General features: G+C 70.1%; 32 protein-coding genes. 13 read left to right on the forward strand and 19 right to left on the reverse strand.

Features of this window, described 5'->3' with window-relative positions; genetic code table 11:
- Positions 1–158 precede the first annotated feature (158 nt).
- The 7 genes from JNW91_RS15705 to JNW91_RS15735 all read left to right on the forward strand — a co-directional run bounded on the left by JNW91_RS15705 (position 159) and on the right by JNW91_RS15735 (position 7,736).
- Positions 159–1,625, forward strand: a complete 1,467-nt coding sequence (locus tag JNW91_RS15705) for an SCO6880 family protein (protein WP_203175974.1) — start codon at positions 159–161, stop codon at positions 1,623–1,625.
- A 10-nt stretch (positions 1,626–1,635) separates the two neighbouring features.
- On the forward strand, positions 1,636–3,120 hold the full coding sequence (locus tag JNW91_RS15710; RefSeq protein WP_203175975.1) for an ATP/GTP-binding protein: 1,485 nt from the start codon (positions 1,636–1,638) through the stop codon (positions 3,118–3,120).
- Positions 3,117–4,895, forward strand: coding sequence for a type IV secretory system conjugative DNA transfer family protein (locus JNW91_RS15715; RefSeq protein ID WP_203175982.1), 1,779 nt, complete (start codon positions 3,117–3,119; stop codon positions 4,893–4,895). Before JNW91_RS15710 ends, JNW91_RS15715 begins: the two co-directional genes overlap by 4 nt.
- The gene (locus tag JNW91_RS15720; protein WP_203175984.1) at positions 4,892–5,389 is read left to right on the forward strand and encodes a DUF4913 domain-containing protein; all 498 of its coding nucleotides are present in this window, start codon (positions 4,892–4,894) and stop codon (positions 5,387–5,389) included. Before JNW91_RS15715 ends, JNW91_RS15720 begins: the two co-directional genes overlap by 4 nt.
- Before the next feature lie 54 nt (positions 5,390–5,443).
- Positions 5,444–5,707 carry a hypothetical protein gene (locus JNW91_RS15725; RefSeq protein WP_203175986.1) on the forward strand — a complete coding sequence of 88 codons (264 nt, stop codon included), beginning with the start codon at positions 5,444–5,446 and terminating at the stop codon, positions 5,705–5,707.
- Between the two features lie 146 nt (positions 5,708–5,853).
- A complete protein-coding gene (locus JNW91_RS15730; RefSeq protein ID WP_203175988.1) occupies positions 5,854–6,453 on the forward strand; it encodes an RNA polymerase sigma factor in 600 nt (199 codons plus the stop codon).
- Positions 6,450–7,736 (forward strand): hypothetical protein, encoded by a 1,287-nt coding sequence (locus JNW91_RS15735; RefSeq protein WP_203175990.1) that lies wholly within the window; start codon positions 6,450–6,452, stop codon positions 7,734–7,736. Before JNW91_RS15730 ends, JNW91_RS15735 begins: the two co-directional genes overlap by 4 nt.
- A 389-nt stretch (positions 7,737–8,125) precedes the next feature.
- Here JNW91_RS15735 and JNW91_RS15740 read toward each other — a convergent pair whose 3' ends face one another.
- Positions 8,126–9,388 (reverse strand): hypothetical protein, encoded by a 1,263-nt coding sequence (locus tag JNW91_RS15740; protein ID WP_203175992.1) that lies wholly within the window; start codon positions 9,386–9,388, stop codon positions 8,126–8,128.
- A complete protein-coding gene (locus tag JNW91_RS15745) occupies positions 9,385–10,005 on the reverse strand; it encodes a hypothetical protein (RefSeq protein ID WP_203175995.1) in 621 nt (206 codons plus the stop codon). Before JNW91_RS15745 ends, JNW91_RS15740 begins: the two co-directional genes overlap by 4 nt.
- 145 nt (positions 10,006–10,150) lie before the next feature.
- Here JNW91_RS15745 and JNW91_RS15750 point away from each other — a divergent pair, with 145 nt between their 5' ends.
- A complete protein-coding gene (locus JNW91_RS15750) occupies positions 10,151–10,516 on the forward strand; it encodes an HIT domain-containing protein (RefSeq protein WP_238425072.1) in 366 nt (121 codons plus the stop codon).
- 183 nt (positions 10,517–10,699) lie between these two features.
- Here the strand turns inward: JNW91_RS15750 and JNW91_RS15755 are convergent, their stop codons facing one another.
- Both JNW91_RS15755 and JNW91_RS32350 read right to left on the reverse strand, forming a co-directional pair.
- Complete coding sequence (locus JNW91_RS15755) at positions 10,700–11,617, reverse strand: tyrosine-type recombinase/integrase (protein ID WP_203176002.1); 918 nt, start codon at positions 11,615–11,617, stop codon at positions 10,700–10,702.
- Positions 11,618–11,746: 129 nt separating this feature from the next.
- Complete coding sequence (locus JNW91_RS32350; RefSeq protein WP_203176004.1) at positions 11,747–12,910, reverse strand: magnesium transporter MgtE N-terminal domain-containing protein; 1,164 nt, start codon at positions 12,908–12,910, stop codon at positions 11,747–11,749.
- Between the two features lie 640 nt (positions 12,911–13,550).
- Between JNW91_RS32350 and JNW91_RS15765 the strand changes: the two genes are divergently transcribed.
- From JNW91_RS15765 to JNW91_RS15775, 3 genes are all read left to right on the forward strand, one after another.
- A complete protein-coding gene (locus tag JNW91_RS15765; RefSeq protein ID WP_203176005.1) occupies positions 13,551–14,012 on the forward strand; it encodes a hypothetical protein in 462 nt (153 codons plus the stop codon).
- Positions 14,009–14,539: a hypothetical protein gene (locus JNW91_RS15770; RefSeq protein WP_203176008.1), complete on the forward strand. Its 531-nt coding sequence runs from the start codon at positions 14,009–14,011 to the stop codon at positions 14,537–14,539. Before JNW91_RS15765 ends, JNW91_RS15770 begins: the two co-directional genes overlap by 4 nt.
- A 328-nt stretch (positions 14,540–14,867) precedes the next feature.
- Positions 14,868–15,137, forward strand: coding sequence for a hypothetical protein (locus JNW91_RS15775; RefSeq protein ID WP_203176010.1), 270 nt, complete (start codon positions 14,868–14,870; stop codon positions 15,135–15,137).
- 174 nt (positions 15,138–15,311) lie between these two features.
- Here the strand turns inward: JNW91_RS15775 and JNW91_RS15780 are convergent, their stop codons facing one another.
- A complete protein-coding gene (locus JNW91_RS15780; protein ID WP_203176012.1) occupies positions 15,312–15,686 on the reverse strand; it encodes a hypothetical protein in 375 nt (124 codons plus the stop codon).
- Positions 15,687–16,006: 320 nt separating this feature from the next.
- A complete protein-coding gene (locus tag JNW91_RS15785) occupies positions 16,007–16,435 on the reverse strand; it encodes a hypothetical protein (protein WP_203176014.1) in 429 nt (142 codons plus the stop codon).
- 89 nt (positions 16,436–16,524) lie between these two features.
- Here JNW91_RS15785 and JNW91_RS15790 point away from each other — a divergent pair, with 89 nt between their 5' ends.
- Positions 16,525–16,767, forward strand: a complete 243-nt coding sequence (locus JNW91_RS15790; protein ID WP_203176016.1) for a hypothetical protein — start codon at positions 16,525–16,527, stop codon at positions 16,765–16,767.
- 510 nt (positions 16,768–17,277) lie between these two features.
- On the opposite strand, the gene JNW91_RS15795 is transcribed toward JNW91_RS15790, so the two are convergent.
- On the reverse strand, positions 17,278–17,445 hold the full coding sequence (locus JNW91_RS15795) for a hypothetical protein (protein WP_203176018.1): 168 nt from the start codon (positions 17,443–17,445) through the stop codon (positions 17,278–17,280).
- Positions 17,446–18,046: 601 nt separating this feature from the next.
- Here JNW91_RS15795 and JNW91_RS15800 point away from each other — a divergent pair.
- Positions 18,047–19,267, forward strand: coding sequence for a hypothetical protein (locus tag JNW91_RS15800; protein WP_309244380.1), 1,221 nt, complete (start codon positions 18,047–18,049; stop codon positions 19,265–19,267).
- Between the two features lie 69 nt (positions 19,268–19,336).
- On the opposite strand, the gene JNW91_RS33160 is transcribed toward JNW91_RS15800, so the two are convergent.
- The 12 genes from JNW91_RS33160 to JNW91_RS15860 form a co-directional block, all read right to left on the reverse strand.
- Positions 19,337–19,615, reverse strand: a complete 279-nt coding sequence (locus JNW91_RS33160) for a tyrosine-type recombinase/integrase (RefSeq protein WP_309244381.1) — start codon at positions 19,613–19,615, stop codon at positions 19,337–19,339.
- Positions 19,567–20,403, reverse strand: a complete 837-nt coding sequence (locus tag JNW91_RS15810) for a tyrosine-type recombinase/integrase (protein WP_203176024.1) — start codon at positions 20,401–20,403, stop codon at positions 19,567–19,569. The genes JNW91_RS33160 and JNW91_RS15810 overlap by 49 nt, the downstream gene beginning before the upstream one ends.
- On the reverse strand, positions 20,400–20,552 hold the full coding sequence (locus JNW91_RS15815; RefSeq protein WP_203176025.1) for a hypothetical protein: 153 nt from the start codon (positions 20,550–20,552) through the stop codon (positions 20,400–20,402). Before JNW91_RS15815 ends, JNW91_RS15810 begins: the two co-directional genes overlap by 4 nt.
- Complete coding sequence (locus JNW91_RS15820; protein ID WP_203176026.1) at positions 20,549–21,091, reverse strand: DUF6919 domain-containing protein; 543 nt, start codon at positions 21,089–21,091, stop codon at positions 20,549–20,551. Before JNW91_RS15820 ends, JNW91_RS15815 begins: the two co-directional genes overlap by 4 nt.
- Before the next feature lie 10 nt (positions 21,092–21,101).
- Positions 21,102–21,692 carry a hypothetical protein gene (locus tag JNW91_RS15825; protein ID WP_203176027.1) on the reverse strand — a complete coding sequence of 197 codons (591 nt, stop codon included), beginning with the start codon at positions 21,690–21,692 and terminating at the stop codon, positions 21,102–21,104.
- Between the two features lie 94 nt (positions 21,693–21,786).
- Positions 21,787–22,470, reverse strand: a complete 684-nt coding sequence (locus tag JNW91_RS15830; RefSeq protein WP_203176029.1) for a hypothetical protein — start codon at positions 22,468–22,470, stop codon at positions 21,787–21,789.
- Positions 22,467–23,246: a hypothetical protein gene (locus JNW91_RS15835; RefSeq protein WP_203176031.1), complete on the reverse strand. Its 780-nt coding sequence runs from the start codon at positions 23,244–23,246 to the stop codon at positions 22,467–22,469. The genes JNW91_RS15830 and JNW91_RS15835 overlap by 4 nt, the downstream gene beginning before the upstream one ends.
- A 26-nt stretch (positions 23,247–23,272) precedes the next feature.
- A complete protein-coding gene (locus JNW91_RS15840; protein ID WP_203176033.1) occupies positions 23,273–23,536 on the reverse strand; it encodes a hypothetical protein in 264 nt (87 codons plus the stop codon).
- 31 nt (positions 23,537–23,567) lie between these two features.
- Complete coding sequence (locus JNW91_RS15845) at positions 23,568–24,410, reverse strand: hypothetical protein (RefSeq protein ID WP_203176034.1); 843 nt, start codon at positions 24,408–24,410, stop codon at positions 23,568–23,570.
- Positions 24,411–24,557: 147 nt separating this feature from the next.
- On the reverse strand, positions 24,558–25,544 hold the full coding sequence (locus tag JNW91_RS15850) for an NUDIX domain-containing protein (protein ID WP_203176035.1): 987 nt from the start codon (positions 25,542–25,544) through the stop codon (positions 24,558–24,560).
- Between the two features lie 36 nt (positions 25,545–25,580).
- Entirely contained in the window at positions 25,581–26,027 is a 447-nt protein-coding gene (locus JNW91_RS15855; protein WP_203176036.1) for a DUF4326 domain-containing protein, read from the reverse strand.
- Between the two features lie 69 nt (positions 26,028–26,096).
- A partial coding sequence (locus JNW91_RS15860) for a hypothetical protein (RefSeq protein ID WP_203176037.1) occupies positions 26,097–26,986 on the reverse strand: 890 nt, incomplete at its 5' end.

The raw sequence follows: 26,986 nt of genomic DNA on the forward strand, positions 1-26,986 counted from the left end.
GGGCTGGGGCTGGGGCTGGGGCTGCGGGGGCGAGGAGCCGCCGCAGCTGGACCAGTCGGGCTCGCGGTCGGTGCAGGCGTCGTGGCCGCGAAGGCCGGGCCAGCGGCGGTGCGCAAGGTCGGCGGGACGGCGTCCGGGGCGACGAATGGTGAGGGCTCGTGAGCACCGGAGTGCGGGAGCGAACCAGCGAGCAGCGCACCTACGGCAACTGGCGGCTCGGCCGCGGCGCCGGCTTGTTCGGGCTCGGGCCGGCCGGCACCATCGCCGCGTTCCTGGTCATGGTGCTCGCCGCAGCGATGCTGACGGTCTCACCGCCGGCCGCGCTGATCACCGCCATCACCGGCCTACTTGTCCTCGCTCCCCTGGCGATCCGGGTCAACGGGCGCACCGGATTCCAGGTCATCACCGCCCGGGTGGTGTGGTGGCTCGCCCGGTCCCGGCGCCACCACGTCTACGTCTCCGGGGTCGCCTCCCGGGTCGCCGCCGCCCACCAACTGCCCGGGGTGCTGGCCCGCTCCGAGGTGTACGAGGTCGAGACCGGCCGCTCCGGGCTCGTGGCCGTGGTCGCGGTCCCGCAGAGCCGGCACTACACCGTCACCCTGCGCTGCGCCCCTGAGGGCATGGACCTGGTCGACCAGGCCGTCATCGACGCCCGAGTCGGGCACCTGGCCTCGTGGCTGGCCGCGCTGTCGCGCGAACCCCAGCTCGTGCAGGCGCAAGTCACCATCGAGACCACCCCGGACCCTGGTACCCGGCTCGCCACCGAAGTCGCCGCGACCTCCCGGCCCGACGCACCGGCGTTGGCCCTGCAGGTCCTCAACGAGGTGGTCGAGTCGTCCCCGGCTGGATCCGCGACCGTCGACACCCGGGTGTCGCTGACCTACACCGCCCCACCTGGGCGCTCGATGTCGCCCGAGGACGTGTGCCGGGAGGTCGCCGCCCGTCTGCCGCATCTGCACTCCGGGCTGACCGGTGCCACCGGCGCCGGCATCACGCCGATGTCCGCTCGGGGACTCGCCGCGGTGGTGCGCGCCGCCTACGACCCGGCAGCCGCCCTAGACCTCGCCCGCGCTCCGCAGCTCACCCCGGACTGGACCCAGGCCGGGCCGGTGGCCACCCGGGAGAGCTGGGACTCCTACCGGCACGACTCCGGGATCTCCCGCACCTGGTGCATGGTCGAGGCCCCACGCGGGGTGGTGTACTCCCGGTTGTTCAGCCGGCTGACCGACCCGGACCCGCAACTGCTGCGCAAACGCGTCACGATGATCTACCGGCCGTACTCCCCCGGTGAGGCAGCCCGGCTCGTCGAGTCCGACAAGCGCGACGCGAGGTTCCTGGCCAGCAAGAAGCACCGCGCCAGCGCCCGCGACCTCACCGACCTGGCCGCCGCCGAACAGGCCGCCGAAGAGGAAGCCACCGGTGCCGGGGTCGTTCGGTTCAGCGTGTTGGTCACCGCCACCGTCGCTGACGAGAAGCAGCTCGACGAGGCCACCGGCGTCATTCGGGCCCGCGCCGGGGAGGCCCGCCTGGTGCTGCGCCCGATGTACGGGTGCCAGGCCGCCGGGTTCGCCGCCGGCCTGCCCGCCGGCGTGGTCCTGCCCATCCACGCCACCATCCCCTTCTGAGGACGCCGGCATGCCCAAGAGCATCCGCGATACCGCCCCTCCCCCGCCACGTCGACCAGCCGGCCGCCGACCCGGCCGACTCGGCTACACCGGGCCCGGCGGCGGGGCCTGGTCGTACATCGAACCGCCCATCGAGTACCGGGGCACCACCGTTCAGGTCTGCGGCCTGTTCCCCTTCGGCACCGGCGCGTCGACGCCGATGATCGGCGTCCCGATCGGGCGGCACCTCTACACCGGATCCGCGGTGTGCTTCGATCCGATCTCCTGGTACACCCGCGCCCGCCTGATCAACAACCCGTCGGTGTGGATCGAGGGCGAACCCGGCATGGGCAAGAGCACGGCCGTGCGGCGGATGGTCCTCGGCCTCACCGCCCAGGGCGTCACCCCGCTTATCCTCGGCGACCTCAAGCCCGACTACGCCGAGCTGGTCCGCGCCCTCGGTGGGCAGGTCCTGCGCATCGGGCCCGGCCTCGACCGGATCAACCCCCTCGACGCCGGCCCCTGGCGGCAGGTCCTCGACCGGGTCGACGAGCGCACCGGCGCCGTCGTGCGCGCGGCGGTCACCGACCGGCGGCTGAACATGCTGGTCGCCCTGGCCACCCTGATCCGGCGCGGGCCCGTCAGCTCGGATGAGACCACCGTCCTCGCTGCCGCGCTGCGCTACCTCGCCGAACGTGAGACCGACACCCCGCCGGTGCTCTCCGACGTCCTGCGCATCCTGCGCGACGCCCCCGCCGACGTCCGCGCCGTCACCCTCTGGCAGGAAGAGCACGACCTGCCGAAGTTTCGGGAAGAGACCAACGGGTTGCACCGCACCCTGCTGGCGCTGCTGCACGGCCCGCTCGGCGACACCTTCGAGGGCCAGACCACCACCGCGATCCGCCTCGACACCCCCGCCGTCTGTGTGGACATCTCCAGCATCGACGACACCGACGAACTGCGCACCGCCGCGACGCTGCTGTCGACCTGGTCCTACGGCTTCGCCCAGGTCGAGGCCGCGCACCTGATGGCCGACCTCGGCCTCGCCCCCGCCCGGACGTTCTTCACCGTGCTCGACGAGCTGTGGCGGGCGCTGCGCGTCGGGCACGGCCTGGTCGACCGCGCCGACGGCCTCACCCGCCTCAACCGGCAGAAGGGCACCGGCACCGCCTTCATCACCCACTCCCTGGCCGACCTGGAGGCGCTGCCCACCGCCCACGACCGGGCCAAGGCCCGCGGCTTCGCCGAGAGAAGCGCCGTGCTGATGATCGGGCCCTGCTCGGAGCAGGAGCTGGACTCCGTCTCCCGGGTCCGGCCGCTGTCGCAGGCCGAACGCCGTGAGGTGCTGTCCTGGTCGGCGCCGCCGTCCTGGACGGCCGCCGAGGGCAGCGGGACTGTCGGCCGGGGAAACTTCCTGATCAAGGTGGGATCCAGGCCAGGTATCCCGGTGCACCTGGAACCCACCGAGACGGAGATGCGCCTGGGCAACACCGACTTCCGCTGGACGATGGCGTGAGCCGCCCTGCCGGGCCGCGCGGTGGCCACGACGACGCCGGCCTACTCGTCGGCGGCATCGCCGCCCTGGCCCTGGTCGCCGCCAGCGGGGTGTGGCTGCCGGTGGCGCTCACCCACCCGCCCGGCTATACCGGTGGCGGTCCGATCCGGGTGGCCGCCGCTGTGGTGCGCGGCGAGATCTCCTGGACCACCGCGTGCACGCTCGTCGTGGCCATCGAGGTCGGCGTCCTGGCGCTGCTCGTCACGGTGGGAGTCGTGGCCTGGCGGTGGGCTCGCCGGCGACGCACCCGCGTGGACGGGGCTGCCCGGCGGATGGCCAGCCGCGCCGATCTCGCCCACCTCAGCCCGAAGGGCGTCGCCGACAGCGGCCGGCGGCTGCGGCCCAGCCTCGCCGACGTCGACCGGCCCGACCCCGACCAGCTCGGCGTGCTGATCGCCTACACCGTCGCCGGCGGGATGCCGCTGCGCCAGTCCTGGGAGGACATGGCCGTCGACATCTGGGGCCCGCGCACCGGCAAGACGACCAGCCGGGCCATCCCCGCGATCGCTGCCGCCCCCGGGCCCACGCTGGTCACCAGCGTCAAGGGCGACATCGTCGACGCCACCCGCGACCTGCGTGCCGCCCGTGGCACGGTGTGGGCGTTCGACCCGCAGCACATCCTCGGCGCCGAGCAGGGCATGTGGTTCAACCCGCTGCGGGCGGTGGCCACCATCACCGACGCCCGCCGCCTCGGCGAGCACTTCGCCGCCGCCGAACGCGAGCCCGGCGTCAGCCGCGACGCCTTCTTCGACCCCTCCAGCGAGGAACTGGTGGCGAACCTGCTGCTGGCCGCCGCCTGCTCCGGCCGGGACATCCTCGCCGCGTACCGGTGGGCGGTCAGCCCCCGCGACGACGAACCGGCGATGCTGCTGCGCGAGCACGGCTTCGCGCTGCCCGCCGACGCGGTCTCCGGCGTGGTCAACATGCCCGACAAGACCCGCGGCGGCATCTACGCCGGCGCCCAGAAGATGCTCATGTGCCTCACCGAGCCCGCCGTCACCGCCTGGGTCACCCCACCGACCCGAGGCGGGGTCCTCGAGTTCAACCCGGCCACGTTCGTGGTGAGCACCGACGTGCTGTACCTGCTCTCCCAGGGTGGCCCCGGCTCCCCCGCCCCGCTGGTCGCCGCCCTCACCGACGCCGTCCTGCGCGCTGGCGAGCTGCGCGCCCGCGCCTCAGCCGGTCGCCGCCTGGACCCCCCGCTGTTGAGCATCCTCGACGAGGCCGCGAACATCTGCCGCCTGCGGCAACTGCCCAACCTCTACTCGTACTACGGCTCCCATGGCCTGCCGATCATCACCATCCTGCAGTCCTACCCACAGGGCGTCGACGTGTGGGGACGCGAGGGCATGCGCAAGCTCTGGTCTGCGGCGAACGTCCGCACCTACGGCGGCGGCGTCGCTGACCCGGACTGGCTGGAAGAGCTGTCGAAGCTGATCGGCGAGCACGACGTCGCCACCCGGTCGACCAGCAGCAGCGGATCCGGGTGGGGCCAGCGGTCGGTCTCGCACGCCACCCGCCGCCAACGCATCCTCGACGTCTCCGACCTACACGCCCTGCCCCGCGGCCGGATGGTCGTCTACGCCTCCGGCGCCCCGCCCGCGCTCGCCCGCACCGCCCCCTGGCAGGACGGGCCCTACGCGGCGGCGATCCGCGCGTCGATCGCGCACTGGGACCCCACCGGCCGCACCGACTGGACCCTCGCCCCCGACGTCCCACCGGAGCCAGCCTCATGACCACGCCCACCGCCGGGCCGGCCGCCGACGCCGTCGCCGACCTCAGCGCGCTACTCGGCCAGCTCGCCGGCGACCCGGCCGCAACCCCGCCGACCCCCGAGCCCTCGGCGGCCGAGCCGGCCGGCGCGGAGCCGGTCTTCCGCAACGTGGAGGCGTTCGTCGGCGACTACCTCGCCCACGTCGTCGAGCGTCGCCTCGCCTCCGGACCGACCAATGGGATCAACTGGTGCCCGCGGTGGTGGGCGCACCCCGAGGCGATCTCCCGCCTGTACGCGCTCTGGCGGGCCTGGGAGACGCTGCGGGTCAGCGACCCGCAGACCGGCATGAGCATCTGGTGGCGCGACCACCTCGACCCCCACCTCGCCGCGCTGGCCGCTGAGTACGGACCGTTCAGTCGATGTGGGCCGGGCAAGCACACCGAGCCCCGACCGTTGCCGGTCGAGCTGGCCCCACCGGAAGTTCTCGCCCAACTCCCCGACGCCGCCGACGTGTGATTCCTCGGAATCGTTGACGAGGAGCAAATCTGGCCCTCACGTTGGGGTGTGTTGGTGGACCACTACTTCGACAGGGCGCCTGCGAGCGCCGCGCACGTCGAAGGGCAAAACACCATGGACACCTCCGTTCGCCACCTCACGCCGCCATCGCGCCGGCCTGGCGGAGGCTTGAGCGCTGGGCGGCTCGTCACCCTGATCAACGCGGTACTCGCGGGGGTTGGCGGGGTGTACCTGGTCACCGGGTCGGTGACGATCACCATCGTGGCCTCCGGGATGGCGGTCATCGTCGTCGCGCTGGTCCTGCGGGCCCAGCGTTGACCTGGCCCGTCACGGGCCCGAAAACAGGCCGTCAAAAAATCTTGAACCGACGCCCTCACGCTGGCCGGTGCTCCGGGACCAATACCGCGAGGGAAGGTTCGTACGGTTGCTGCTTGTCCTTGAACGACGATCGGAGGTAGGCCCGGGTGGATAGCGACAAGGGTCTGGCGCAGACCAAGCCCACACCGCGGGTCACACGCCGCATCAAGGTTAGGGAGGAAGCCTCGGCCTTCTTCCGCGCCGGGTACCGCAAGCTGCTACAGACCGTCATGTACGCCGGTGCCGACCTGCACGAGGCAGATGAGGCGATCGCGACGACGATCAAGGAGATGCTGCCGCGCTGGGACGCCATCGACGACCACGTCGCCTTCGCCCGCCGGGCGGCGATCAGCAATTTCCTGAAGGAGAAGACTCGAAACCTCGATCGGATACGCCGGCGGCAGGTTGAGAAGCGGGCCGGCACTGCCGAGAGCCGTGAGGACCCCGGCATGACCGTCTGGGAAGACCGCGAGTGGGTTCTGCAAATGCTGAACTCGCTGTCCCCAGGGCAGCGCGACGTGATGGCCTACATCGTCGACGGCTTCACCCCGACCGAGATCGCCACGCTGCTCGGCCGCTCACCGGATGCGATCCGCCAGAGCCTGAAAGAGGCTCGGGCACGACTCATGGAGGCGCGCCAGCGCGAATGGGCTGCTGAGCGTGCACCTCTGCCCCATCACAACCCGGCCCGGAAGGAGGGACGATGACCATCAACGACGCCATGCCGGACCCGATGGAAGATCCCGAGCAGATCGGCCAGGCGCTCGGCGAGGCCTTCGACCTGGTCGACGAGATCATCGATGGTGTCACCGACGCGGAGATCGAGCAGCGGCTGCGTCAGCTGCTCGCCGACACGGCCATGCCGGCTGGCGGGGCCGACCTGAACAACCTGGACAGCATGCTTCGCGGCCCCGGCTGGGATGTATCCAGCCGCCTGGACTTGGCCGACATGATTGGTCCGGATTCGACGGCGCTGCCCGGCGTAACCGTCCCGGAGGTGTGGGAGGAGATGCACTGTGTCCTGAGGAACGCCCTGGAGCAGCTAGTAGACGTGCGAGCCGCCGCCGACGCCGCTCGACGCGAGGCGACGGAACAGCTCGCCGTGGCTGCCGCCGCACAGCGGCAGGCAGAAGAGGTGACGGCTGGGGTGAACGCGTACGTCGACGCCGCGCTGGACCAGGCCAAGCATGTGCTCGCCGAGGCCCGAGCAGAGGCCGCACGGCTGACGGCGGAAGCGAAACTGCAGGCCGAGGAAACGCGCGCTGCTGCTCGGTCTCGCGCCGTTCCGACCGACATGCTGCCCATCGCGTCCGCGCGGTCGAAGGCCCGCTACCTCGTGGTGGCCGGACCCGTGGGTAGCGGCAAGACGGCGCTCTTCGCGACGACGCTGCGCGCGCTCATGAGGGAGCTGGACAACGATGTCCACTCTGCGCCGCTGCCATCTGCCAAGTTCGGCGTCCTGCCTGCCCCCATACATTGGCACCGACGGCTCAGATCCGTCGAGCCACTGTTGCCCTCACCTGCCACGAACGGGGTTGGATACAGCGCCTTGACCGGGTGGGTGAAGTGGCTGGTGGAGACCCCACCGGCATCCTTCCCCGATCTAAACAACCACATCGGTGCCGGCGCCCTGCTGGTCTATGACGACCACTTCGACGCTCTCAGCGATGTCGACGTCTGCAGCGAAGACCGCCCGACAAGGATGGGCGTAGGCAACCAATCCGGTACAGCTCAGCGATGCGTGGCCCACATCAAGCCCTATGTTCCAGATGCGGACTGGGGGCGGGAAGCACCAGAGCAGCCATTGCTAGTGCTGATGTCCTGTCTGTCTGTGCTAGACGACAGGCAGCCAGCGCTGCCAGGACTAGATGCCGACGCGTTGATCAATTGTGAGCACCGCCAGCCAGCGGCTGCACTCCCGTCTGACGACGACAGCACCCCCGCGAGAAATAACCAACCCGAGGTCTACCAGCTCTCGACGAAGAAGTAGACCGCCGTACGGCATTGCATACTTCTTAGCCCTACCGGCGTGTCGTACGTCATGCTCATGCCTCGCTCAATTGGGCGGAACACTCGCCCAGAACGAACGAAGAGGAGGGGTGGGAAGCAAGCTTCCCACCCCCCTCCTCGGCGGACATCAGCGACGCCTACGGCCCTGAGGGGTGGGGTCACCCGGCAGCGTGCCGCCGCCGGGGCGCTAGGTCATCGGTGAACGCTACGCGGCTCACGTGTCACCAAGTGCAAAGCCCGAGCAGGTCAGCGTTCCCCACAGGCATCGTTTCATTCTCCACAGCCCGACAGCAGCAAGTTGAGTTGGCTGCGGGTGCTGGCCGATCAACAGCGGCGAGGTTAAACCGGGACACGACGCTTCGGGAGCCGTCAACGCGAGTGAGATTCCGAACCAAGATCGGGTTGCTGTGGCGACGAAGTGCGTTCGGTTCTTTCGGGCCTGGCGGCCGTCGGCGCGCGCAGCCCTTCCCGCGTCGACTGGGGAAAGGCGAGGGCCGCAGCACCCATGCCTTTAGAGGATTGCCATCCTCGTTCAGGGTTCCAAACAGCCCCCGCATCATTCGGGACCGAGTCCACAAAGCGACCTACCTCGGCAACCATCACTTCGAAGCCGGGATACCGGGCCAATTGTGGGTTGCTTTTGACCAGGTTGGCGCAGCCCTCACGCCAAGGAACCTCCGGCTCCCCAACCAACACCGGGGCTTGCCCGTACAACCTGTAGGGGCGCGGCAGGACGGGCGGATCCATACGACGCAGGTTCCAGTTCGTCTTCAATGATCGACTGACTTCCGAGGCGACCATCGGCGTCGTGCGGATAAGAAAGTACGAGTCGACAAGGTCCTTGTATCGGTGCCAAGGGCTGGTCGGAGCGTTGCGCAAACTGAGCGGCGGCCCAGTGAGCAGGCTAAGCTTGTCGCCCAGCTGGCTAGCTACCGGGTATAGGCGCGGTTGCACGGGCAGAAGGCCCGGCAAGGTAAGCGCGGCGACCGGCCTCGTAGATGCCTCAGGCTCTCCTGCAAAGAAAATCTTACTGGGCGGCTTGATGTCGATTTCGATAGTGATCGGATCATCGACTGGGTGCAGACTTCCAGTGCTGTAGCGGGGATCTATTGGCTGAGCAGTGATCGTGCCCATGACCTGGCCATTATCGTATTGCCGGAGATCGCCGGGAAGATACGCCACTAAGCCCTGTAGACCGCGGCCGGACTCCGCCGCCGGGTGCCCGGCAGGAGCGGTGACTGCACCGAGAGCTGCGCGGACGCCAGCGCCATACTCTGCGCCGGTGCTGGCGGAGCCCAGTCCGGAGGCGACATCAGCAGCATAAAGATCGAGATCGAAGGCTGTTCTTGCCAGTACATAGGCCTGATCGATGTCGGGTACGTTTCTAACTCTGAGGTCATCCGGCACCGGCAAGTTCAGGGGTACCCGTGTTGGCAGGCTCAATGAGCCAAGCAACAACCACTCCCCCTGGGTCGATAGGCGCGTCAGGATGTCCGCCATCAGAATCTGGTGCAGTGCTCGGTCCTCGTTGAACTCCGGATAGCGAGCCACGGCTGCCACATGAGCCCGAAGGTCTCGCCAGGTGGGGAAGGCATCTCGGAACGCCTCGGTGCTGCCAACGTCGATCGTCATGAATGCACTTCCTCAGCCTGGAGCACGTCCAGCAGCGGCGCCCATTTCCTACGTTCGGCCGAACTGAAGTCTGCGGTGAGATCCTCGACCGTCGCCCATCCATTTTGAACAAACCCACGGATCAGCGACTGCACCTCGGTGATGTCCAGCGGCTCATCGACTAGGTCGAGCACCGTCCGCGATGGCGTAGTAACCGGAAGCCCGTCTACCCATTGCCACGATCCTGGACCCAAATCGGCTCTGCGTGTGCGGGCATCCGGCGCCACGACACCGGGGCTGACCGTAAACTGAGGGTGCTCACCGGGCAGATCCCCCAGCCGGTAAAGTCGAACGGCAGAGCGGTGTGAAACGACTCCACTGTGCGGCAGAGACCTTTCCCACGCCAGCGTTTCAGGGGCCAATCGAAGCCAAGCGGCATAAAGCCGTGGCATCGAATGGCGTCCTCCAGCACGTAGCCGAACCACCTCGTCGATCACCGGCTCTATCAGGTGGAGAGCTTCGAGTTCAACCAACGTAGCCTCAGGGACCCCCACCCGCCCGGCTTGCTCGACGGTTACCTGTCCCCACTGCCCGTCGGCGATATCCGCCAACTTGACGATGTCACCGATGTCGACCATGCCGGCAGTCTAACGGTCGAGATCGACTACCGTGGGTGCCGTGAATACCTCAACTCCGTTCGACTGGCGTAACGACCGCATCGGTGCGGCTGAACGTGGCGAGAACCCTACGGTGATAAGCCGAATGCGGACTGGGTGGGCTGTCATGGGAGACACCCAGCACCTTCCCGGCTACGTGCTTCTGATCTACGCCGGCCAGGCGGACCACCTCACCGACCTAGCCGCACGGGAGCGGAGCGAGTTTTTGACGGATATGAGCATCTTGGGCGAGGCCACCTTCAAGGTGATCAGCCGTCGGGATCTTGCCTTCCGCCGGCTCAACTACGAGGTTCTCGGCAACTCCTGGCACCACCTGCACGCACATATCCACCCGCGATATTCGTGGGAGCCACCGCCTTGGAGGGACGGACCGGTATGGCGATACGACCCAAGCGCTCGAAATTCACCAGAGCACGCCTTCGGCCCTCATCACGAAGATCTCAAGCAGGCGATCGCAGCCGAGCTCCAGTAGTCCGCCCTCGGCGAGCCGCACGTGCGTGAGGCTCGCCCACTGCCTACCCGCAACGTCGGCGTGAGCCGTCTCAGTCGACGTCACCCCTCGGACGGTACGGGCACCCCGCGCCGCACTACCCAGACAGCAGGGGCGGAAGCGCCGTCTGGCACCCCGCCCTCCTTTCCCTTCAGGCGATGAGTCTCAGTCGAAGATGCGTTCGATGACGGCGGCTTGTTCTGCGGTGCCGGCCCGAAAGTACCGGGCAGTGGTTTCCAGGGAGGCGTGCCCGAGCAGCGCCTGGACGTGCGCGGAGTCTGCGCCGCCTTGGCGTAGCCGGGTTGCATAGGTGTGGCGCAGGCGGTGCGGGCGCAGGCCGGGCAGACCGGCGGCGTCGCCGACGGTGAGCACCACCTGGGTGATGCCGGAGGTGGTGAGCCGGCCGCGTTGCCCGGTCCACAGGGGTCCCGCCTCGGTGCCGCGGTGGCGGAGCCAGGCGCTGAGCCGTTCGCGTGCCGGTGCGGGGACCGGCACCTGGCGGACTTCGTCGCCCTTGCCGTGCAGGCGGATGGTGCCGGTGCGGGCGGTGAGGGCGAGGTCGTCCACGTCGAGGCGGGCGCACTCCTCCGCTCGGGCGCCGGTGTAGAGCAGCACGGCGACGATGGCGGCGTCGCGGACGCCGCGGCGGTCGGCGGTCCGCTCGACGGCACCTTGTTCCTTGGGGGTGAGGGCGTCGGGTTCGCCGGGTCGGGGCACGCGGGCCCGCTTGACCTTCAGCCGGAGTCCGGTGCCGATCTCGTAGAGCAGGTCGACGGCGGCTAGGGCCTGGTTCACGGTGGACGGGCTGGCCTTGGTAGCGATGAGGTGCCGCCGCCAGGCGGTGACGGCGGCTTCGGCGCCGACCTGGTCGACGAAGGCGTCCGGATGCTCGCCGGCGTGCTCGCCGAGCCAGGCGGCGTACGCGCGGGTGCGGGCCCGGTACGCCTTGGTGGTGTTGGCGGCCAGGGCGCACCGGTCGAGGTGGCGGTTCAGCGCCGCGAGGGCCCCGTCGACGGCTGCGGTCGGATCCGCGGGGCGCAGCGCGATGACCTTTGCGGTCGCGGTCCGGGCCAGGGTCTCCACCGTCCTTCTTATCCATTGAGTTCCGGCCGGACTTTCAGCCAGGGCTAAACCACGTTATCCGCTGAGATGCTACCGCCACTCAGCGGATAAGGATGCTTATCCACTGAGACGAGATACCGGGCAGTGCAGTCAGGGACGCTTGTGCACTGCTCGCCGGATCTGGATGAACGCTTCAGAACTCAACCGCCCCCGTAGGTGCCCCAGCCAGCCTTGCGCTTCTTCTGGTGAAACACCCTCCAGCAGCCGGGCGAGCCGTTCTTCGCCCAGGGCTTGATGCACTCGGACGGCGGCCTGCCGCAGGTGCGGCAGGATCGGCCGAATCGTGGCGGGGTGTCGGTCGTCCACGATCGCGGCGAAGGCCGTGCCCGGAATGTTGTTGAGCCAGGCTGCTGCCTGTTCGGGTTTGACCGCAGTCACCACTCGCCCTGCCAACGTAGGGGGCGCGACGGCGAGCCATCTCGGGGCGGTCGCCGCTTCTCTGCTGAAGAAGGCAACCGCGTCTTCGATCGGCATGTTCGCCAGGAATTGGACGGCCTTGTCGGGTGCTACTCCGCTCTGTGAGAGCACAGTGATCCAGTCCGACATCTCGGCGAAGATCACTGGTGCGGCGTCGGCGGGCAGCTGCGAGAGGATTCCGGTGCGGTGATCGTGCTTGATCCTCAGCAGCAGCTCGGCGGCGGCCGGCGGCGGCATGGTGGTTAGCGCCGAGGTTGCGGTGGTCCGTTGCATCTCGCCGAGGATGTCGCCGGCGACCTTGTCGTCCATCTCGGTCAGCACTTCGACAGCTCGGACGGCGGTCACCCCGTCGAGCCGGCGAGCGGCGTCCGATGCGGGCATGTCGACTAGCTGTCCGACCACGTCTTCGACGGGTAGAGCTTCGATTAGAGCGGCACCCCGCTGCACGTTGACCACCCTGATCCGGGTGCTACCCGCCAGCGCTGGTTTCCGTGCAGCGGAGTGACTTACCGAGGCGCCTGGGCGGTCAAACAGTCCCTGTTTGTGTAGTTCGGCGCGGCGCCATGCGTCCTGCCACGGCCCGATGTTCTCTTCACCGAGGGCCCGCAGGAGCGCCATCAGCGCAGACATCCGCGGTAAGCCACGCTTGCCGCTGAGCACGTCGTGGGCGGTGGATCGCGGCAGCGACTTGAACGCGTGTTGGTCAGCACGCTCGGCGATGTCCCGAACCGATGGTCTGCCGCAATAGATCCGCAGCACTCGCAATTCCCGGGCCAGGTCGGCTACCGTCATGACGGAGGCTGGGTTCGGCGCTTCGATTCCGGGCGCTTCACTCACGGTAGAGCCCTCTCCACTTCATCCGAACCGGTCCGATGGTGTCCGACGCCGTCCGAGGGTGTCCGACGGCCATGCACTGTCCGACAGTTTAGGCAGTTCAACCGCATCGATCCGGACCAGTCCGTAGCTCTATCCGTTCGGTCGTTGGCGATCTCTCCTTGAAGTGCGGATCGCGTTCTTGCGGCCGCCGGCGAGCGCCGCGACAGCGACCGGAAGTGGACGACGATGGACCTGCTCGACCCCGACCTGCTCCTGCGTGATCTGCTGCACGGGGCAATCCGCGCAGTGACGACCGCCCTGATCACTCGACTGCTCAGCGATCGGAGGCACGCCACCCTGGACTGCGCGACCACCGACGGTGGCACGGACGGGAGGTCGGTCAGGCGGGCGACCGACCGACCTCACCCGGACGGCGATGACCGGAAGCCACCAGCACGGTGACACAGCCAGTGCCAGTCGCCTGTCGACCGGAATCTGTCACAGGCGGCCTGACCTGCGCTGTGAGCGGGACCGGAGTTGCCGTTCGGGTCCGAAGCAAACGGCAACCGCTGACAGGCCGACCGGCGGGCAGCGAGACCACCGGATCCGCGACGCGCAGTGTCTACCACCGCACGTAGCGCATCGGGCATCATGCATGCCCATGGGACTTCTGGACTCGCTGCGAAAGCGCCGTGCCGTCAGGAACTTCGAACTCAAGTGGTGGGTCAACCACGCCGCGCTGATGGAGACCGCCGCGGGGCTCTCCGTCGCGGTGATGCTGTGCCACGACGACACCTGGCAGTTCGTCGAGCGTCACGCCTCCGGCCGTGATCACTGGAGGTCTCCCGACCCAGTGAAGGTGCCGGATCGGCAGGATGCGGTGGTGGAGGTGCGGCTGTCCGGACCTCAGCTGGTCATGGTCATTGAAGCGCTGGCCGACGTCGCCGGCATCCCGTACGCGCGCAACCACCACTCGTTTGAGTCTCGGGCCATCGCCAGGAGGCTGTACACCGAGATCCGCGACGTCCTCACGCAGTACGACACGGGTGACCCTGGCGTCGCCATTCCGGCCATCGTCCTTGATGACCAGATCGGCAGCGCTCCCAGCGGCGGTGGGCGGTGACGGCCGCGAATGAGGAGCGGCCTCGGTACGGCTACGGCCGGGGCGGGCGGCCGTTGGGGTCGTCGCGGGACCGGGACGCGGAGGCGCTGCGGCGCGTGCTGCGCCGGGCCGGTCTGCGGGACTTCGACGAGCGGCACCTGGACGGCTTCGCGGTCGAGGGCGCCAACAGCAGTCTGGACGGGCCGGAACCGTTCAGCGTCGCCTACTGCGGCACCGCCGGGGTGCCGGAGGCGATGACCCGCTACCGGGCTGTCCTGCAGCAGGCCGGCTACCAGGTCGACGTGGATCCGCTCGACGAGCATTCGCTGCTGGTGCCACGACAGCCCGACCGGGCGGCGGCACCGTCGGATCGCGGGCTGATGGCGGCCGCCGTGCTCTGCGCGGTGCTGGCCACGGTGGCGCTGCTGGCCTCCTGGATCGGGTCGGGAGCGGTGCGCTTGACCGGCGGGGTCGGCTCGGCCGTGTTCGGTGTGCTGGCGGTGTTCCTGGCCGGCCTGTGGTACCGGCGACGCGCGCACCTGGAGTGAGGCAGCCTCGCCAGGTGCGGTGTTTCCGCGGCCTACTTCAGGGTGGGCGGCACTCTCGGGCTGGTGCTCACTCATGGGCCCCGGTCTCGCCCGCCCGCGCGTAAGGCGGCTCTCGAAACTCTCGAAACCCTGCCCGCACCGGAAATCTCGGCCCCGAAGTTTCGGAACCCGTACACGCAGCGGCGCCGGGAACCAACCGGTCCGGGCGGCAGCACCGCCGGGAAGGGCCCCTGGCCCTGGTCCTCACGCGCGTTTTTGGCGTGCGAACGTTCACGCCCACCCAGCACGCCGCCGGTGGAGATGGTGCTGGCGCTGCCACGATGCCCAGGTGACCGATCCTGCGAACCCTCACGGCTACATTGGCGGCTGGGTGCTCTACGCGACCCGCTGCGGCCACCCGCTGGCCTACGGCGACACCGAGCTCGACTGCCGGCTCGTCTGGCACGACTTCGACCACGGGCCGATGACCGGGCCGTCGGTCGACACCGCGACGCACTCAGACGCCCGTCTGGCCACCCAGGCCGACGTGGACGCGTTGCGCCGCGGTGACTCCTGCGAGCTATGCAGCCTCGCCACCACGCCCTCTGCGGTCCGCTGACCCGCCCGCCGCCCAACGCCGCGGTGGTGAGGTTTCCGGGGTGAAGGTGAGGATGCGCCACGCCGGCGGGGCGGGCCACACCGCCAGCGTGGCCCGCGCGCGCGTTTTGTGGTTCGCACGTGCGAACCGGCGGATCCCGGGGCGTGATTCCCTGGAATGGGACCGCGCTGCCGGTCAGAGCGTGAGGGTCGCCAGGGCCTGGTGGGTGCCGATGGGGTCGAGGGCGCGCAGGGTCACCGGCACGTCGAGCACGACCAGGTAGGCGCGCGTGGAGTCACCTCGGCCCGGGGCGATCAGGCCGCTTACCGCGTGCGCGGCCTCGCCGTCGTAGGCGCGGGTGTCCGGTGCGCCCAGGAGTCTTGCGGCGGCTTCGGCCGGGAATGGTCCGCCCTGCCACTCGATCTCCCACGTGCGCCCACCGTTGCCGGGCCACCAGTCGAGGTGGGCGGCGCCGTTGAGCGCGTGGGTCTCGCGTAGGGCGGACATGACCCGTCCCAGCACCTCGTAGTACCGCGCCGGGTTGTCCACCAGGTGGTTCTGATCTGTCATGCCTGCTCAACGATCCGGCCCGGGGTCAGGTCAGCCCTGACCCCGGTGATCCGAGCGGTGACCGTGCGGATCAGTCGGTGATCCGTACGGGCACCAACGCGCGCCTGGGCGTGGCGTCAATGTTCAGCTGTCGCCTAAAACCGCAGGTCGTTGCGGTACGGCAAGTGTCGAAACTCGTCAGCGTGAGAAGAGGGCTCAGCGCGGGGTGAACCCGTTGTGGCCGTCAGAGATTCGGCCCCGCCCTCCCGGCCGGGCCGACACCGTGGGCACTCGCCACCCCGGCCCGGAGCGGCTACGCGTTCGACACGCAAGCCCTGGGGTCAGGGCACGATGACGTAGCTCGGGTGGTGCTTCAACCTCGCAGACTTCCTACTGGTGACCTGCTCCCACCGGCCGCGGTAGACCCACAGGCCGAGGCCTGGAAGCCGGTCGCGCACGAACAGGTAGATGTGCAGGTAGTCCTCCGGGCCGAACAGCGCGATCGCCGGGGCCAGCCCCGTTTGCCCCGCGTAGCCCAAGACCTGACGAATGGCTGTGCGCCATTGCCTGGCTGGCTCGACCTCGAACACGGTCGCGGCAGTGGCCACGTCCGCTCTCCCCACGGGCAGGACCACCTCGGGGACGCCTTTGACCTGTCGGGCGAGAGCGGCGATGTACGGCCCCTCGCCGGTCGTGGGCATGCTCTGCGGCCACCGGCCGTAGAGCACACGGCCGTCGGCCAGTCGTAGCGGATTCCTCGGTGGCGCCACGCCGCCTCCATCGTGCTGCCCCGGCTTTGGCGGACCACCATCAGTCGCCGGCCCCGACCCTACCCGGCACCCTTCTCGAACCGCCGCGAGTGCTGTTCCCGCTGGTGATCGTCGGTGCGCGGACACACCTGTGCCGTGGTGACGTCGATCGGATCAGCATCACCATCACCGGGTCGATCAGTGATGCCGATGAGCGTCGTGTTGCTGTTTTGTTGGTGATCGGTCGCTGTTTCGTCGGTGATCGGCGGGCGGACGTGGGTCAGGCCTCGGACGGGGCGGGCGGGCATCTGTTGCCCGTCCCGTCCGAGGATCTGAATCCCGTAGTCAGGTGATTGGACGGATTGGCCAGTCGCCGCCGTGGCGGCGAGGTGGGCTGGTCGCGGTATCCAGCTGGCGGCTGGGTCGCGAAGCGCGGGATCCGGCCGGCTGCCGGATCGCGTTGGTGCTCGCCGTGACCACAGATCGTGCGCGGCGGCAAGCAACGGTTCTCCCTCACGGGGATGTGCATGGTGCTGGCGGGCGCGGTATCCGGCTGGCTGCCAGGTCGCGAGCTGGGGTGTCCGGCTGGCTGCCGGGTCGCGCTGTGGCGCGCTGCCTGGCTGGGTATCAGGTTCGCGTTTGGTGGTGCGGCCCACACATGCACGGGGGCGGGCGGGCCTGCAAGCAGGCGTGCCGATGCGGCGTTTTCCCGACCCGACCCGCCCCGACCCGCCCCGACCCGGGGATCTGGATTCCGAAGGCTTGCGACCTGCCGGATCTGCAGATAATCGGCCGCCCCGGCGGGAAGCCGGCAGGGGGTCAAGGCGGCCTTGCCCCCTGCCGGCTCGTCGGGTTGGCACCTCTTATGGGTTGGCGCATCCGGTGGTCCTGACGGGCAGCTCGGTGTCGAGGTACAGCGAGACGCCGTCTCTCGAGCGCCGGCGCACGGGGCGGCTGGTGCGGATGACGGTGAGCGCCTGGGCGACGGCGGCCGCGTCGACGTCGACGGCGACGAGCCGGATCCGGATCACGCCGTCACCACCATGAACGTGTCGGGGGCGATCCCGACAACCGTTGCACGCGTCCCGCCAGGTCCCCGACAGGCGAAGGCCGCCGGGCTGATGGCGTGGCCGTCCACCCTGTCGCCGCCGACCGGATCACCCTCCGACGTCCCAGCTCGTGGACCGCTCTAGCTAGACGGGCTCGGGCGCGGACGCCTGGTCCAGCGCGGTGGACGACGGTGCCGAGGCTGGTGCCGCCGGGGTTGAGCTGGGCGGTCTTTCTTGCCGGCACCGGAGATGTAAGGGCGGACCAGGAGTGCGGTAATGACCGCTGTTGTCCGTCGGAGTCCGGCTCGATAAAACAATCTGTCACCGCCGTGTCGCATCATGTATAGAAGGGCGGGCGCTCCGCGCTGATCAGGCGGCCAACCGAGCCGCGCGGAGCGCCCTGACCGACCAGGCAGTCAGCACTGATCGGCACGGAACACTCTCCCCGGCGTCCTTAATGTCGGGAAAGAGGACCCGGCAGACTCCCGACAACAACGACCGTTGTCGGGTCACCTCTCGTGCCTCAAGGACGAACAGCATGAGTACCGCCCGGCGCCCATCAGGGCGCACCACCCGCCCATCCGTGGACGAGGCCACCATCCGCGAGCGGTGCACGACCCCCGAGGCCGCCGACTACACCCTCTACGTACGCAGATTGATCGACAATTACTTGGGCGAGGGCGGGCAGGCCCAGATCCTGCGCATCGCGAAGACGCGCGGGCTGGACTTCCCCGGCCTGAACCGGAAGAAGCTGTCCGAACAACTGAGCCGGTACACCAACGGTCCCACTTGGGACATGGTCGAGCTGATCATTGCTTGCCTACCCACGGACGAGAGCGAGACCACGGGTATCCGGGCCCTGGCTGCTGGTTGGTACCAATGCGCCAGGGGTCGGCTACCCGAGGGCTACACCGGCCCGGTCAGCCGACCCGAGGGCCAGCCGGAGCTGCGCGAGGTACCAGACAGCTCACCAACGATCCCCGGACTGCAACGCAGGATCGCTCACCTGCAGGTGCGGATGCGTGAGGACACTGAGCAGTACCTAAAGAACCTGCGCCAGTCGGAAAACAGCAGGCTGCGCGAGTCTCGCCGCGCCGACGAGATGGAGCGGCTGTTCCATCAGGCTCGGGAGGCACTGCTCAACGTCCGAACGACCGCGGCGCAGGTCGCAACGGTTCAGGAGGAGTACGCGCGCCAGTGCGTGATACTCGAGCTCATCGCGGCACCAAGCCTGCGCGCCAGGCCGGTCATCGACCTGCCCACGCCTCCCGACACCCGCCGCCGAATCCGCTTCGGGCACCTGGTCGCCGCCATCAACTCCCAGGCCCCGCCTGCCCGACGAGCGCTGGCCCGTTACCTCTGCGCCTACGCCGAACTCGCCGGCGTGTCCCCCACCGAGCTAGCCGCCCGCACGCACATTGCTGCCACCGAGGTCATGGACATCCTCGCCGGCCGGCTCCTGCCCACCACCACCCAAGCCACCAACCTGACCACCGTGCTTGGCTGCGTAACCGACACCTTGGACCAGCTCACCGCCGCCGCCGGCGGCGGCACCACCGCCCTCGACGAAAGTTTCTGGCGCATCGCCGGAGCCATGGACACCCCCGCCCTCCCACCAGGCCCGATCGAGGATGTCGGGACCAATCCCGACAATCCTGCAACACATCCACCTGCCATCCCGACAGCCCCCGCAACGGCCGCGATCACCGATCGGCTCCAGCAACTGGCCGTCCTGCTACAGCACGGGCAGATCAGCGACGACGAGTACGCCCACCAGCGCACCCGCATCCTCGGTGAGCTGTAGGCGTGGCGCGGCGCGTCGTGTCGATGGAGCCGACCCGGCGTCGGATCTAGCCGTCCTCTGCGGTGTGGCTCACGTCGGCTCAGAGGACGGTGTTTCCTCGGAATACTCGTCGCCGGCGGCGGTGAGGTAAGCGGCGAGGGTGTAGGCCGGCGCCCGGTCGAGGCGCTGACCGCCGTGGTCGTAGCGGCGGGTGGTCCTGGCGTCGGCGTGGCCGAGTTGCTCCTGGACGTCCTCCAGGCGGGCGCCGGCGTCACGGGCGAGGGTGGCGCAGGTGTGGCGCAGCACGTGCGGGCTCATCTTCACCGGGATCCCGGCGGTGGTGGCCAGGCGGCGCAGCAGCCGCCACACCGCGCCCCGGTCGATCCGGGCGCCGCTGGCCGTGGCGACCAGGGGCCGGCGGGGTCGTGCCCCGGCCTGCCGACCGGTATCGGCACCCGGGCCTCGGTCAGGTCGGGCCGGGCGGCGAGGTAGGCGTCCAGGCGGCGGGTGACCGGGGCCGGCAGCGCGACCAGGTGCTGGCCGCCGCCTTTGGCGATGAAGCGCAGGACGCGGTGGTTGCGGTTGTGGCCGAGCTGCTCGACGTCGGCGCCGACGAGCTCTCCCACGCGCAGCCCGCCGTAGAGCAGCAGGGCGACGATCGCCGCGGTGCGGGCGGCCTGGGGGCCGGTGTCGGCGTCGGCGGCGGCGAGCAGCGCCTCGGCCTGGGCGCGCGACAGCCCGGGAGTGCTGGGCCGGGTCGGGTCGGTCTTCGGCTTCTGCTTGGGGTTGATGGCGGCGGGGTTGGCCCGGTCGGTGCGGTCCTCAGCGATCAACCAGGAGTAGAACGCCGACACGGCGGCGAGGCGGCGGGCTCGGGTCGCCGCCGACGCGCCGCCGGCGGCCTCCTGGGCGCGTAGCCAGGCGTGGGTGTGCACCCGGCGGGCCTCGGTGAGCGGGTCGACGCCGGAGGCGGCCAGGAACCCGAGCCAGTGCCGCAGGTCGCCCTGGTAGGCGGCCCGGGTGTGCGGCGAGGCGTAGGAGACCAGCCATTCCCGCAGCAGCGCCTCCAGGCCACCCACGGCGGTGCCCCCCACGGTGGGGGTCCCACCGTGGGGGGCCGGGAGGGCGGACAGCACCTCGCCGGACAGGACTGTCATCGCGTGATCCCCCGATCGCGTTGGTCGGCGCGCAGAAACGCCGGGTGCCGGCCGGCGTGGCGGGCGCCGTCGTCGGTCGGCACCGCCTGGGCGCCGTCGAGCGGCACGTACTGGTCGACGTCGTCAGCGACGATGCGGACCCGGATCATTGGCCGGCCGCGACCGGGGCAGGCAGGTTCAGGGCGGCGGCGAGGGTCGGCCACAGGTGGTCGTCGCGGCCCCAGATCGGGTCGACGAGGGTGACGTACCAGCAGCCGGCCAGCAGACGTACGGTGGCCGGGCTGCACTGGTCGTCCCAGTAGTCGACCCCGGGTGAGCCGCCAACCCATGTGTGGGCGGTGCCGAGGTTGAGGGTGACCGGCAGGCGGATGCCGCTGTCGGTGCGTTCATGCAGCAGCACCAGGTCGGTGGGAGTGAAGGCGGTGATGAGCCGGTCGAGGGTGGCGTCGTCGCAGTAGCCGCAGACCGAGGCCCGCTGCTGCCAGCCGCTGTCGATCTCCCCGGGCTGAGAGAAGTCGGTCACGAACCCGGCGCGGTTGACCGCGGCCAGCAGCGGGACCAGCGGGCCGGTCTCCTCATCGGGCGGACCGCCGTGGGTGGGCGTCTCGTCCAGGTCGCCAGTCAGCCAGCGTGCGGTCAGCTCCCCCAGCTCGGCGAGGCTCTTAGCGTTGTCCCAGGTCAACGTCATGTCGGCTCCCTTAGTCGATGGTGGCGGCGAACGCGGCCACCCGCGCGTACTTGGCGGCGGTGCTGTGGCCGTCCCAGCCGGTCGGGTGGGCGGGCAGGTGCCACGCGGCCTGGCCGGTGGGCAGCTCGATGTAGACCACGACCGGGTGGGGGTCGCTCGGGTCGTGGCCGACGCCGGCCGGGACGCCGGCCTCGTGGGCGAGCGCGAGGGCGGTCCAGATCAGGGCGTTGCGCCGCACATAGGCGGCGGTGATCTCCGGGGTGTCCGGGCCGGTGTGGCCGTGCCGGGACGGGTCGAGCGCGGCGATCGCGGTCAGGGTGTGGGCGAGGCGGACCTCGGCCGGCTCGACCGCCCGCAGGGCGGTGTGGATGTGGTCGAGCTGGGCGGGCAGGCCGCGCAGGTGCCACGTCAGCAGGCCGGTGCCCGGGTCATGGTGGGCCACGCCGTGCGGGCGGATCGGGCCGGGCCCGGTCCACTCGGCGAGCACGGTCTCCACGATGGTGATCAGCGCGGCGTGCTCCGGGTCGACGCGCTTGGTCTTGCGCGTTCGGGGTGCCCGGCCGGTGCTCTCGCCGGCGAGGGCCGGTCTGGTGGTGGGCATGGGCTGCGTCCTCCTGTGAGCTCGGAGATGATCGGGGGTGTGGCGGGCCGGGACCATTACGGGTGGTCCCGACCCGCCCCGCTGTCGGCGCTGGTCAGATGAAGAAACCGAACTTGATCAGGTCAATGGCGTCGCCGCCCAGGGCCTTGGTGCCCGCAACGGCCACCCGCCGGTACGCCTCGTACTCGTCGCGGCTGAGGGTCCCGTCGATGCCGGCAGCGCCGGCCAGGCGGCCGATCAGCAGCACCGCGTCGGCCTCGACGGCCGGGTCGTCGTGCGGGTCGGTGGCAGCGGTGAGCAGGCCGCAGACCCTCGTCAGCGCGCCCGCGGTGTCCCGCTCGTGCTCGCGAAACGCGCTGGGCGGCCCGCTCGGCCCTCCCACTGCGAACTCGTGCACGACGTCGACGACCTGGTCGTCACCGCGGTCGTAGAGCCGCTGCAGTTCGATGCCGGCGGCGGCGAGCGCCTTCAGGTCATCGGCGGGCAGGTCGACCACCCGCAGTGGGAGCAGGTCCAGCCGTCCATCCGGGGCCAGCAGCCGGCCGTGGCCGGCGCTGGTGGCGTATTTCCCCTGGCTGATGTGTACGGCTTCCCAGACCCGGCGCATCGCGTACAGGGCCTCGTCTCCGGCCAGCGGCGCGGGCGTGGGGTGCAGCTCGTTCGGGTCAATGGCCATCAGGATCTCCTCCACCTGCCCCAGCAGGGTGAGGAATTCGTCGTCGAGGTCTGGTACGAGGCAGCGCACCCGCAGCCCTGCGGCAGCCTGCTGGGCGGTCACGCGCTCGCCTCGCCGGCGGCGGCTTGGTCGACGCGCTCGGCGTAGGTGCGGCCGGCCGCGCGAATCGCGTCGGCCGGCGTGCCGTTGGAGAAGTCCGGCAGGGCGCCGGTCTGCGGCAGCGTCGTGTTCTGGCGGGCGTGCTCGTCGAGCGCGTCGTTCAGAACGTTCCAGTCCGGCTGGCGGCTCGGGTTGTAGCCGGGGTGGCCGTAGTCGGTGCGGACCAGCTCGACGCCGGTGGTGAGTCCGCGCTTGGCGAGCCAGTCCCGCGCGACGTCGACGTACGCCGTGGCGTAGGCGTCGCGGTCCTGCTGGTACAGCGCCTCGATCGCCGTCTCGCGCGCCGTGGCGGCGTCGGCCTGCTCGTCGCTGAGGCCGTCGGCGTAGGTGGCCTCGACGGCCGCTTCCAGGTCGGCGTCGTACAGCTCGTCGATCCTGAAGCCAGCGAACACGTCGTCCACGCTGAGGTGGAGCCGGTACGGCTCGGTGCGCCAAGCCAGGATCTGGTCCTCTCCGGCGGTGCCCTCAATGAGGCGGCGCACGAGGTCGGCCTCCCACGAGCCGGGCCGGCCGGCGAGCAGCGTCTCGACGCCGCCGAGGTTCGCCGCGACCGAGGTCAGCACCTGGGCGGCGAGGTCGGCGAAGTCGACTGGCTCGCTCGCCTCGGCCGGGGTGCCCCGGCCACGGACCCGGGTCTGGCGGGCCAGCGAGGTCAGTGCCTCGATCGCCTGCCCGAGCAGGGCGTCGTCCGCGCTCGCGGCGGGATGGGTGTCGTTCATGGACGTCTCCCCTTGTCGGTGGGTGATCAGATGCCGAGCCGGTCGTAGATGCGTACCGCCGCGATCCGGGCGAGTCGGCCCCACGGATCGCGGGTGATGCCGTCGGGGTTGGTCAGCTCGTTGAGCCGGTCGAGCAGCTCGGCGACGACGAGCAGTTCCTCCTCACCGAGCACCGGCACACCGTCGTCGGTGCGGTGCTTGTCGAACTTCTCCTCCAGGTACGCGGCGCGCTGCTCCGGGGTGTCGGCCGGGCCGATGTCGAAGGGGTTGGCGTTGGCCTCAGTGGTCATGAGTCCTCTTTCTCTGGGTTGGTCACTGCGGTCATTCGAGTCGCCGGAGGATGTTCGCTAGCAAGATGACCGTGTCGGCGGCGATTCCGGCGTCCCGACGCGTGGCGGTGGGGCTGTGCTTGACGCGCTGAGCGAACTCGACGGCGGCGCGGGCGAGCTTGCGCAGCTCGGCGTTCTCTGGGCCGGGCACGGTGTGCTCGATGTACCGCTCGATGCGGATCTTGGTTTTGGCGACAGGCGGCTCGTCTTCGCCGTCGCGCAGGTGCAGCTTCGCGTCGTACACCTGGGCGCTGAGGGCTTCGGTGACGATGACGCAGTCGTTGCCGACGTTGCGATAGTCCTGCTCGGAGCTGGCGATCTGGAAATGCCGCCGTAGCTCGGCCAGCTCGGCGTCGACGCGAAACCACCCGGTCGCCGATCGGGGACTGATCGGCTCGGCGAGGGTTGAGGCGAAGACGCGGGTCTCCATGTCGGTGAGGCGGGCGTGCAGGGGATCCAGCAGCTCGTCGAGCAGGTCGCGGCGGGCCTGCCACGATCCGGAGCAGCCGTTGCGGACCCAGTGGTTTCGGAAAGTGGTGAAGTCGCGGAACGGAGGGTCGAAGCCGGTGATGCCGAGCCGGCCGACGATCGCGCGCAACGCGAGCAGGCAGTCCCGCATCTCTTGCTCGGTCAGCTCAGTCGTTCCCCCGGTTCCGCACCGTTCCAGGTCGTCGTGGACCAGCCACGCCAAGCCAGCGGCTGCGCCGACATCGTCGTGCCCAGTCACCGGGCCCCGGCGCAGTGCGACGACGAGCTGCGCGTCGAACATCCGCTTGGTCGTGTCGACGCCCCAGACCCTGGTGTCGACGTCCTTGAAGAAGTCGTCCGCTCGCATGTCCGTGCTGGTCCTTCCAGACTGCTGATACCGCTCGCAGAGTAGGCCGAGGGCCTGACATTTCATGCCTCGATAAGATCAGTTATGGAGGCATGACGAGAAGACGACGGGCCGGGGGCGGATTCCACGGAATCCGCCCCCGGTCGGTCAGCTCTCGTACCAGCGGGTCACCGGGAACGCGCCCGTCCCGTCGGCCGGCGCCGACTCCAGGCACCACTCCTGCTCGGGGCCGTCGACGGTGTCGCCGGTGTTGACGACCCACTCGTGGTGGATCTGTGCGTACGGCTTGGCTGGGTCGGCCGGGGTCAGGGCCTCGCCCCACGACTCTCGGGCGTAGCGGCGCAGCGCGGTGAGCATCCGTCGCGGGTCGTGGTGGCCCACGGCGACGATGTCGCCGTCCTCGCCGATGTCGCTCAGGGCGATGCCGTCGATGGTGGCCACCATCCTCAGCGTCGGCCACGTCGGTTCGCCGAGGATGTCGGCGAGCATCTGCTGGTGGGCGGGGAAGACGATGCCCTGGTGGTTGGTGGCCAGGTGCCGGGCCAGGTCGGCGTAGCTGTCGGCGCGGATCCATGCGACGTCGACGGCGTCGTCGCCGGCTCCGGGGATCTTGGGCAGCGTCTTCCAGCCGTCCCACATGTCGAAGCGCACGAGGTGGGTGACCATCCATGCCTCGTCGGAGGCGCGGGGGTCGGGCACGTAGCGCGGATCCTGCTGCTCGTAGGGCTCCAGCCCCTTGTCGAAGCGGATGCCGGTCTCTTCGGCCAACTCGCGGAACGCGGCGGTGACGGGCGTCTCGCCGGGCTCGACGTGGCCGCCGGGCAGCGCCCAGCCGTGCCCGTCGCCACGCTTGATCATCACGATCCACCGGTGTCCGTCCGCGTCGGTGATCTCCACGAGAGCGTCGGCGCACTGCTGCTCGCCCCAGTGGCCGAGCTGGTTGCGGCCGTAGCGGATACCGGTGCGCTCGACCGGGTTGAGCGGCCGGCCGTGGACGACCTTGAAGGGGATCGCGGCGGCGGCCTGTCGGGCGGGCCAGTCGATGCGGGTGGGGTCGGTCTGTGGGTCGGCCCAGCCCTCGGTGACGCCGCGCAGGTACACGTCGGGATCGGTGTAGGTACGGAGGTCGGTCATGATGGGTCTGCCTTTCGGGTCTCTCGGGGTTGCTGGTCAGCGGTTTCGGGTTCCGGAGGTAGTGGTCGGGGTCGTGTTCCAGCACGACCCCGACCGCGCGAACAGTGGGATGGCGGCGGGGGTTCCGCCGAGTACGGCTTCCAGTGCGGTACGGGGCGCGGCGCCGGCGGCGACCCGCAGCAGCACCTCGCCGTGGCAGAGGAGCACGTTCTCGCGGCACCAGCACGCGACGTCGACGTCGGCGAGGTCCCCTCGCGCGGCGGCCACGAGGTCCGGTTGCCGGTCGAGGTCGTCGGCGTACGCGGTCACCGCGTCGGCCTGGTCGTGCTCTCGGCCGCAGCGGCGGCAGGAGCCGACGCGGTGCGGGTTGGCGTATCGGCTGGCCGGCAGGCCGGGCGCGGCGCGGCCGACGTAGACCGCTCCGGCCGGGATCCGCCCGTGGTACAGGTCGCCGAGCACTCGGACCCGCCGCGGGGAGGTCACTGCGTGTCCCCGTCGGCGAGCATCGGTACCTCGCGGAGCTGCTCCCAGCCGAAGCCGTGATCGGCCACCTCAGCACTCCCCGGTCAGGTCGGCAACGTACTCGAGCGTCGCGTTGCCGTCGGCACGGGCGGTCCACCCGTGGCCGACCACGCCGGCGTCGGCGAGGACGCCCGTGGCCCACGTGCACGCCTGATCGACGTCGACGGCCGTCAGGGTGTCGTGGTCGGCGTGGGGCTTGTCGTCGGCCAGCAGCAGCCACAGTTCGTCGACCGGGTCGTGCACCAGCCGCCACTCCGTCACCGGCCCGGTCCCGGCCGCCGTGGCGGTCGGGTCCCCGGCGTGCACCGCGAGGTATGCCGGTCGACCAGGCAGCAGTTGCCCGTCGGACCAGCCGGTGACCTCGATGCGGTGCCGCTCGGCGAGCACCTCGGTGGCCCACGCCTGGGCTGCGTCGACGTCGTCGGGCTCGGTCAGGTGTTCCGCGTACGCGGCCGGCTCGTCGACCCGCAGGTCGTAGTGCAGCAGCCAGCAGCACGCGTCCTCGGCGTCGAAGGACAGCGACACCCGCTCCGGGGTGGCCTCGTCGACCTGGCCGGCGGGCTCGCCGTCCGGCGGGTCGATGGCGGCCAGGCGTGCCTGCTCCCACTCGCTCGGGGTGTAGCCGGCCTCTTGGACGAGGCGATCCAGCCACGCCCTGTCGCTCTCGGTCCAGGACCGGTAGGTGGCTCGGGCCTGCACCTCGCGGCGGGCGATCCCGAGGGCGTGCGCGGCCTGCACCCGCGTACTCCAGTCCGCCTTGCGGATGTCCTCCCACCAGCGGTAATCCGGCAGGGTCGGGTCGGGGCCAACGCCGGCGGCGACGAGCCACCGGTGCGCGAGCTGGGCGCACTCGTTGCCGGGCGCCCACAGCCAGGCGTCGATGATGTCCTCCGCCGACTTCGACAGTTTCGGCGCCCGGG

It is taken from the genome of Micromonospora parastrephiae, assembly GCF_016802865.1.
GTDB lineage: Bacteria > Actinomycetota > Actinomycetes > Mycobacteriales > Micromonosporaceae > Micromonospora > Micromonospora parastrephiae.

Bases quoted from the DNA above. Each gene is read 5' to 3' on its own strand.
- JNW91_RS15710 (WP_203175975.1), top strand. From the start codon at position 1,636: ATGCCCAAGAGCATCCGCGATACCGCCCCTCCCCCGCCACGTCGACCA.
- JNW91_RS15720 (WP_203175984.1), top strand. From the start codon at position 4,892: ATGACCACGCCCACCGCCGGGCCGGCCGCCGACGCCGTCGCCGACCTC.
- JNW91_RS15735 (WP_203175990.1), top strand. From the start codon at position 6,450: ATGACCATCAACGACGCCATGCCGGACCCGATGGAAGATCCCGAGCAG.
- JNW91_RS15740 (WP_203175992.1), bottom strand. From the start codon at position 9,388: ATGACGATCGACGTTGGCAGCACCGAGGCGTTCCGAGATGCCTTCCCC.
- JNW91_RS15745 (WP_203175995.1), bottom strand. From the start codon at position 10,005: ATGGTCGACATCGGTGACATCGTCAAGTTGGCGGATATCGCCGACGGG.
- JNW91_RS15750 (WP_238425072.1), top strand. From the start codon at position 10,151: ATGGGAGACACCCAGCACCTTCCCGGCTACGTGCTTCTGATCTACGCC.
- JNW91_RS15765 (WP_203176005.1), top strand. From the start codon at position 13,551: ATGGGACTTCTGGACTCGCTGCGAAAGCGCCGTGCCGTCAGGAACTTC.
- JNW91_RS15780 (WP_203176012.1), bottom strand. From the start codon at position 15,686: ATGACAGATCAGAACCACCTGGTGGACAACCCGGCGCGGTACTACGAG.
- JNW91_RS15810 (WP_203176024.1), bottom strand. From the start codon at position 20,403: ATGACAGTCCTGTCCGGCGAGGTGCTGTCCGCCCTCCCGGCCCCCCAC.
- JNW91_RS15815 (WP_203176025.1), bottom strand. From the start codon at position 20,552: ATGATCCGGGTCCGCATCGTCGCTGACGACGTCGACCAGTACGTGCCG.
- JNW91_RS15820 (WP_203176026.1), bottom strand. From the start codon at position 21,091: ATGACGTTGACCTGGGACAACGCTAAGAGCCTCGCCGAGCTGGGGGAG.
- JNW91_RS15825 (WP_203176027.1), bottom strand. From the start codon at position 21,692: ATGCCCACCACCAGACCGGCCCTCGCCGGCGAGAGCACCGGCCGGGCA.
- JNW91_RS15835 (WP_203176031.1), bottom strand. From the start codon at position 23,246: ATGAACGACACCCATCCCGCCGCGAGCGCGGACGACGCCCTGCTCGGG.
- JNW91_RS15840 (WP_203176033.1), bottom strand. From the start codon at position 23,536: ATGACCACTGAGGCCAACGCCAACCCCTTCGACATCGGCCCGGCCGAC.
- JNW91_RS15845 (WP_203176034.1), bottom strand. From the start codon at position 24,410: ATGCGAGCGGACGACTTCTTCAAGGACGTCGACACCAGGGTCTGGGGC.
- JNW91_RS15850 (WP_203176035.1), bottom strand. From the start codon at position 25,544: ATGACCGACCTCCGTACCTACACCGATCCCGACGTGTACCTGCGCGGC.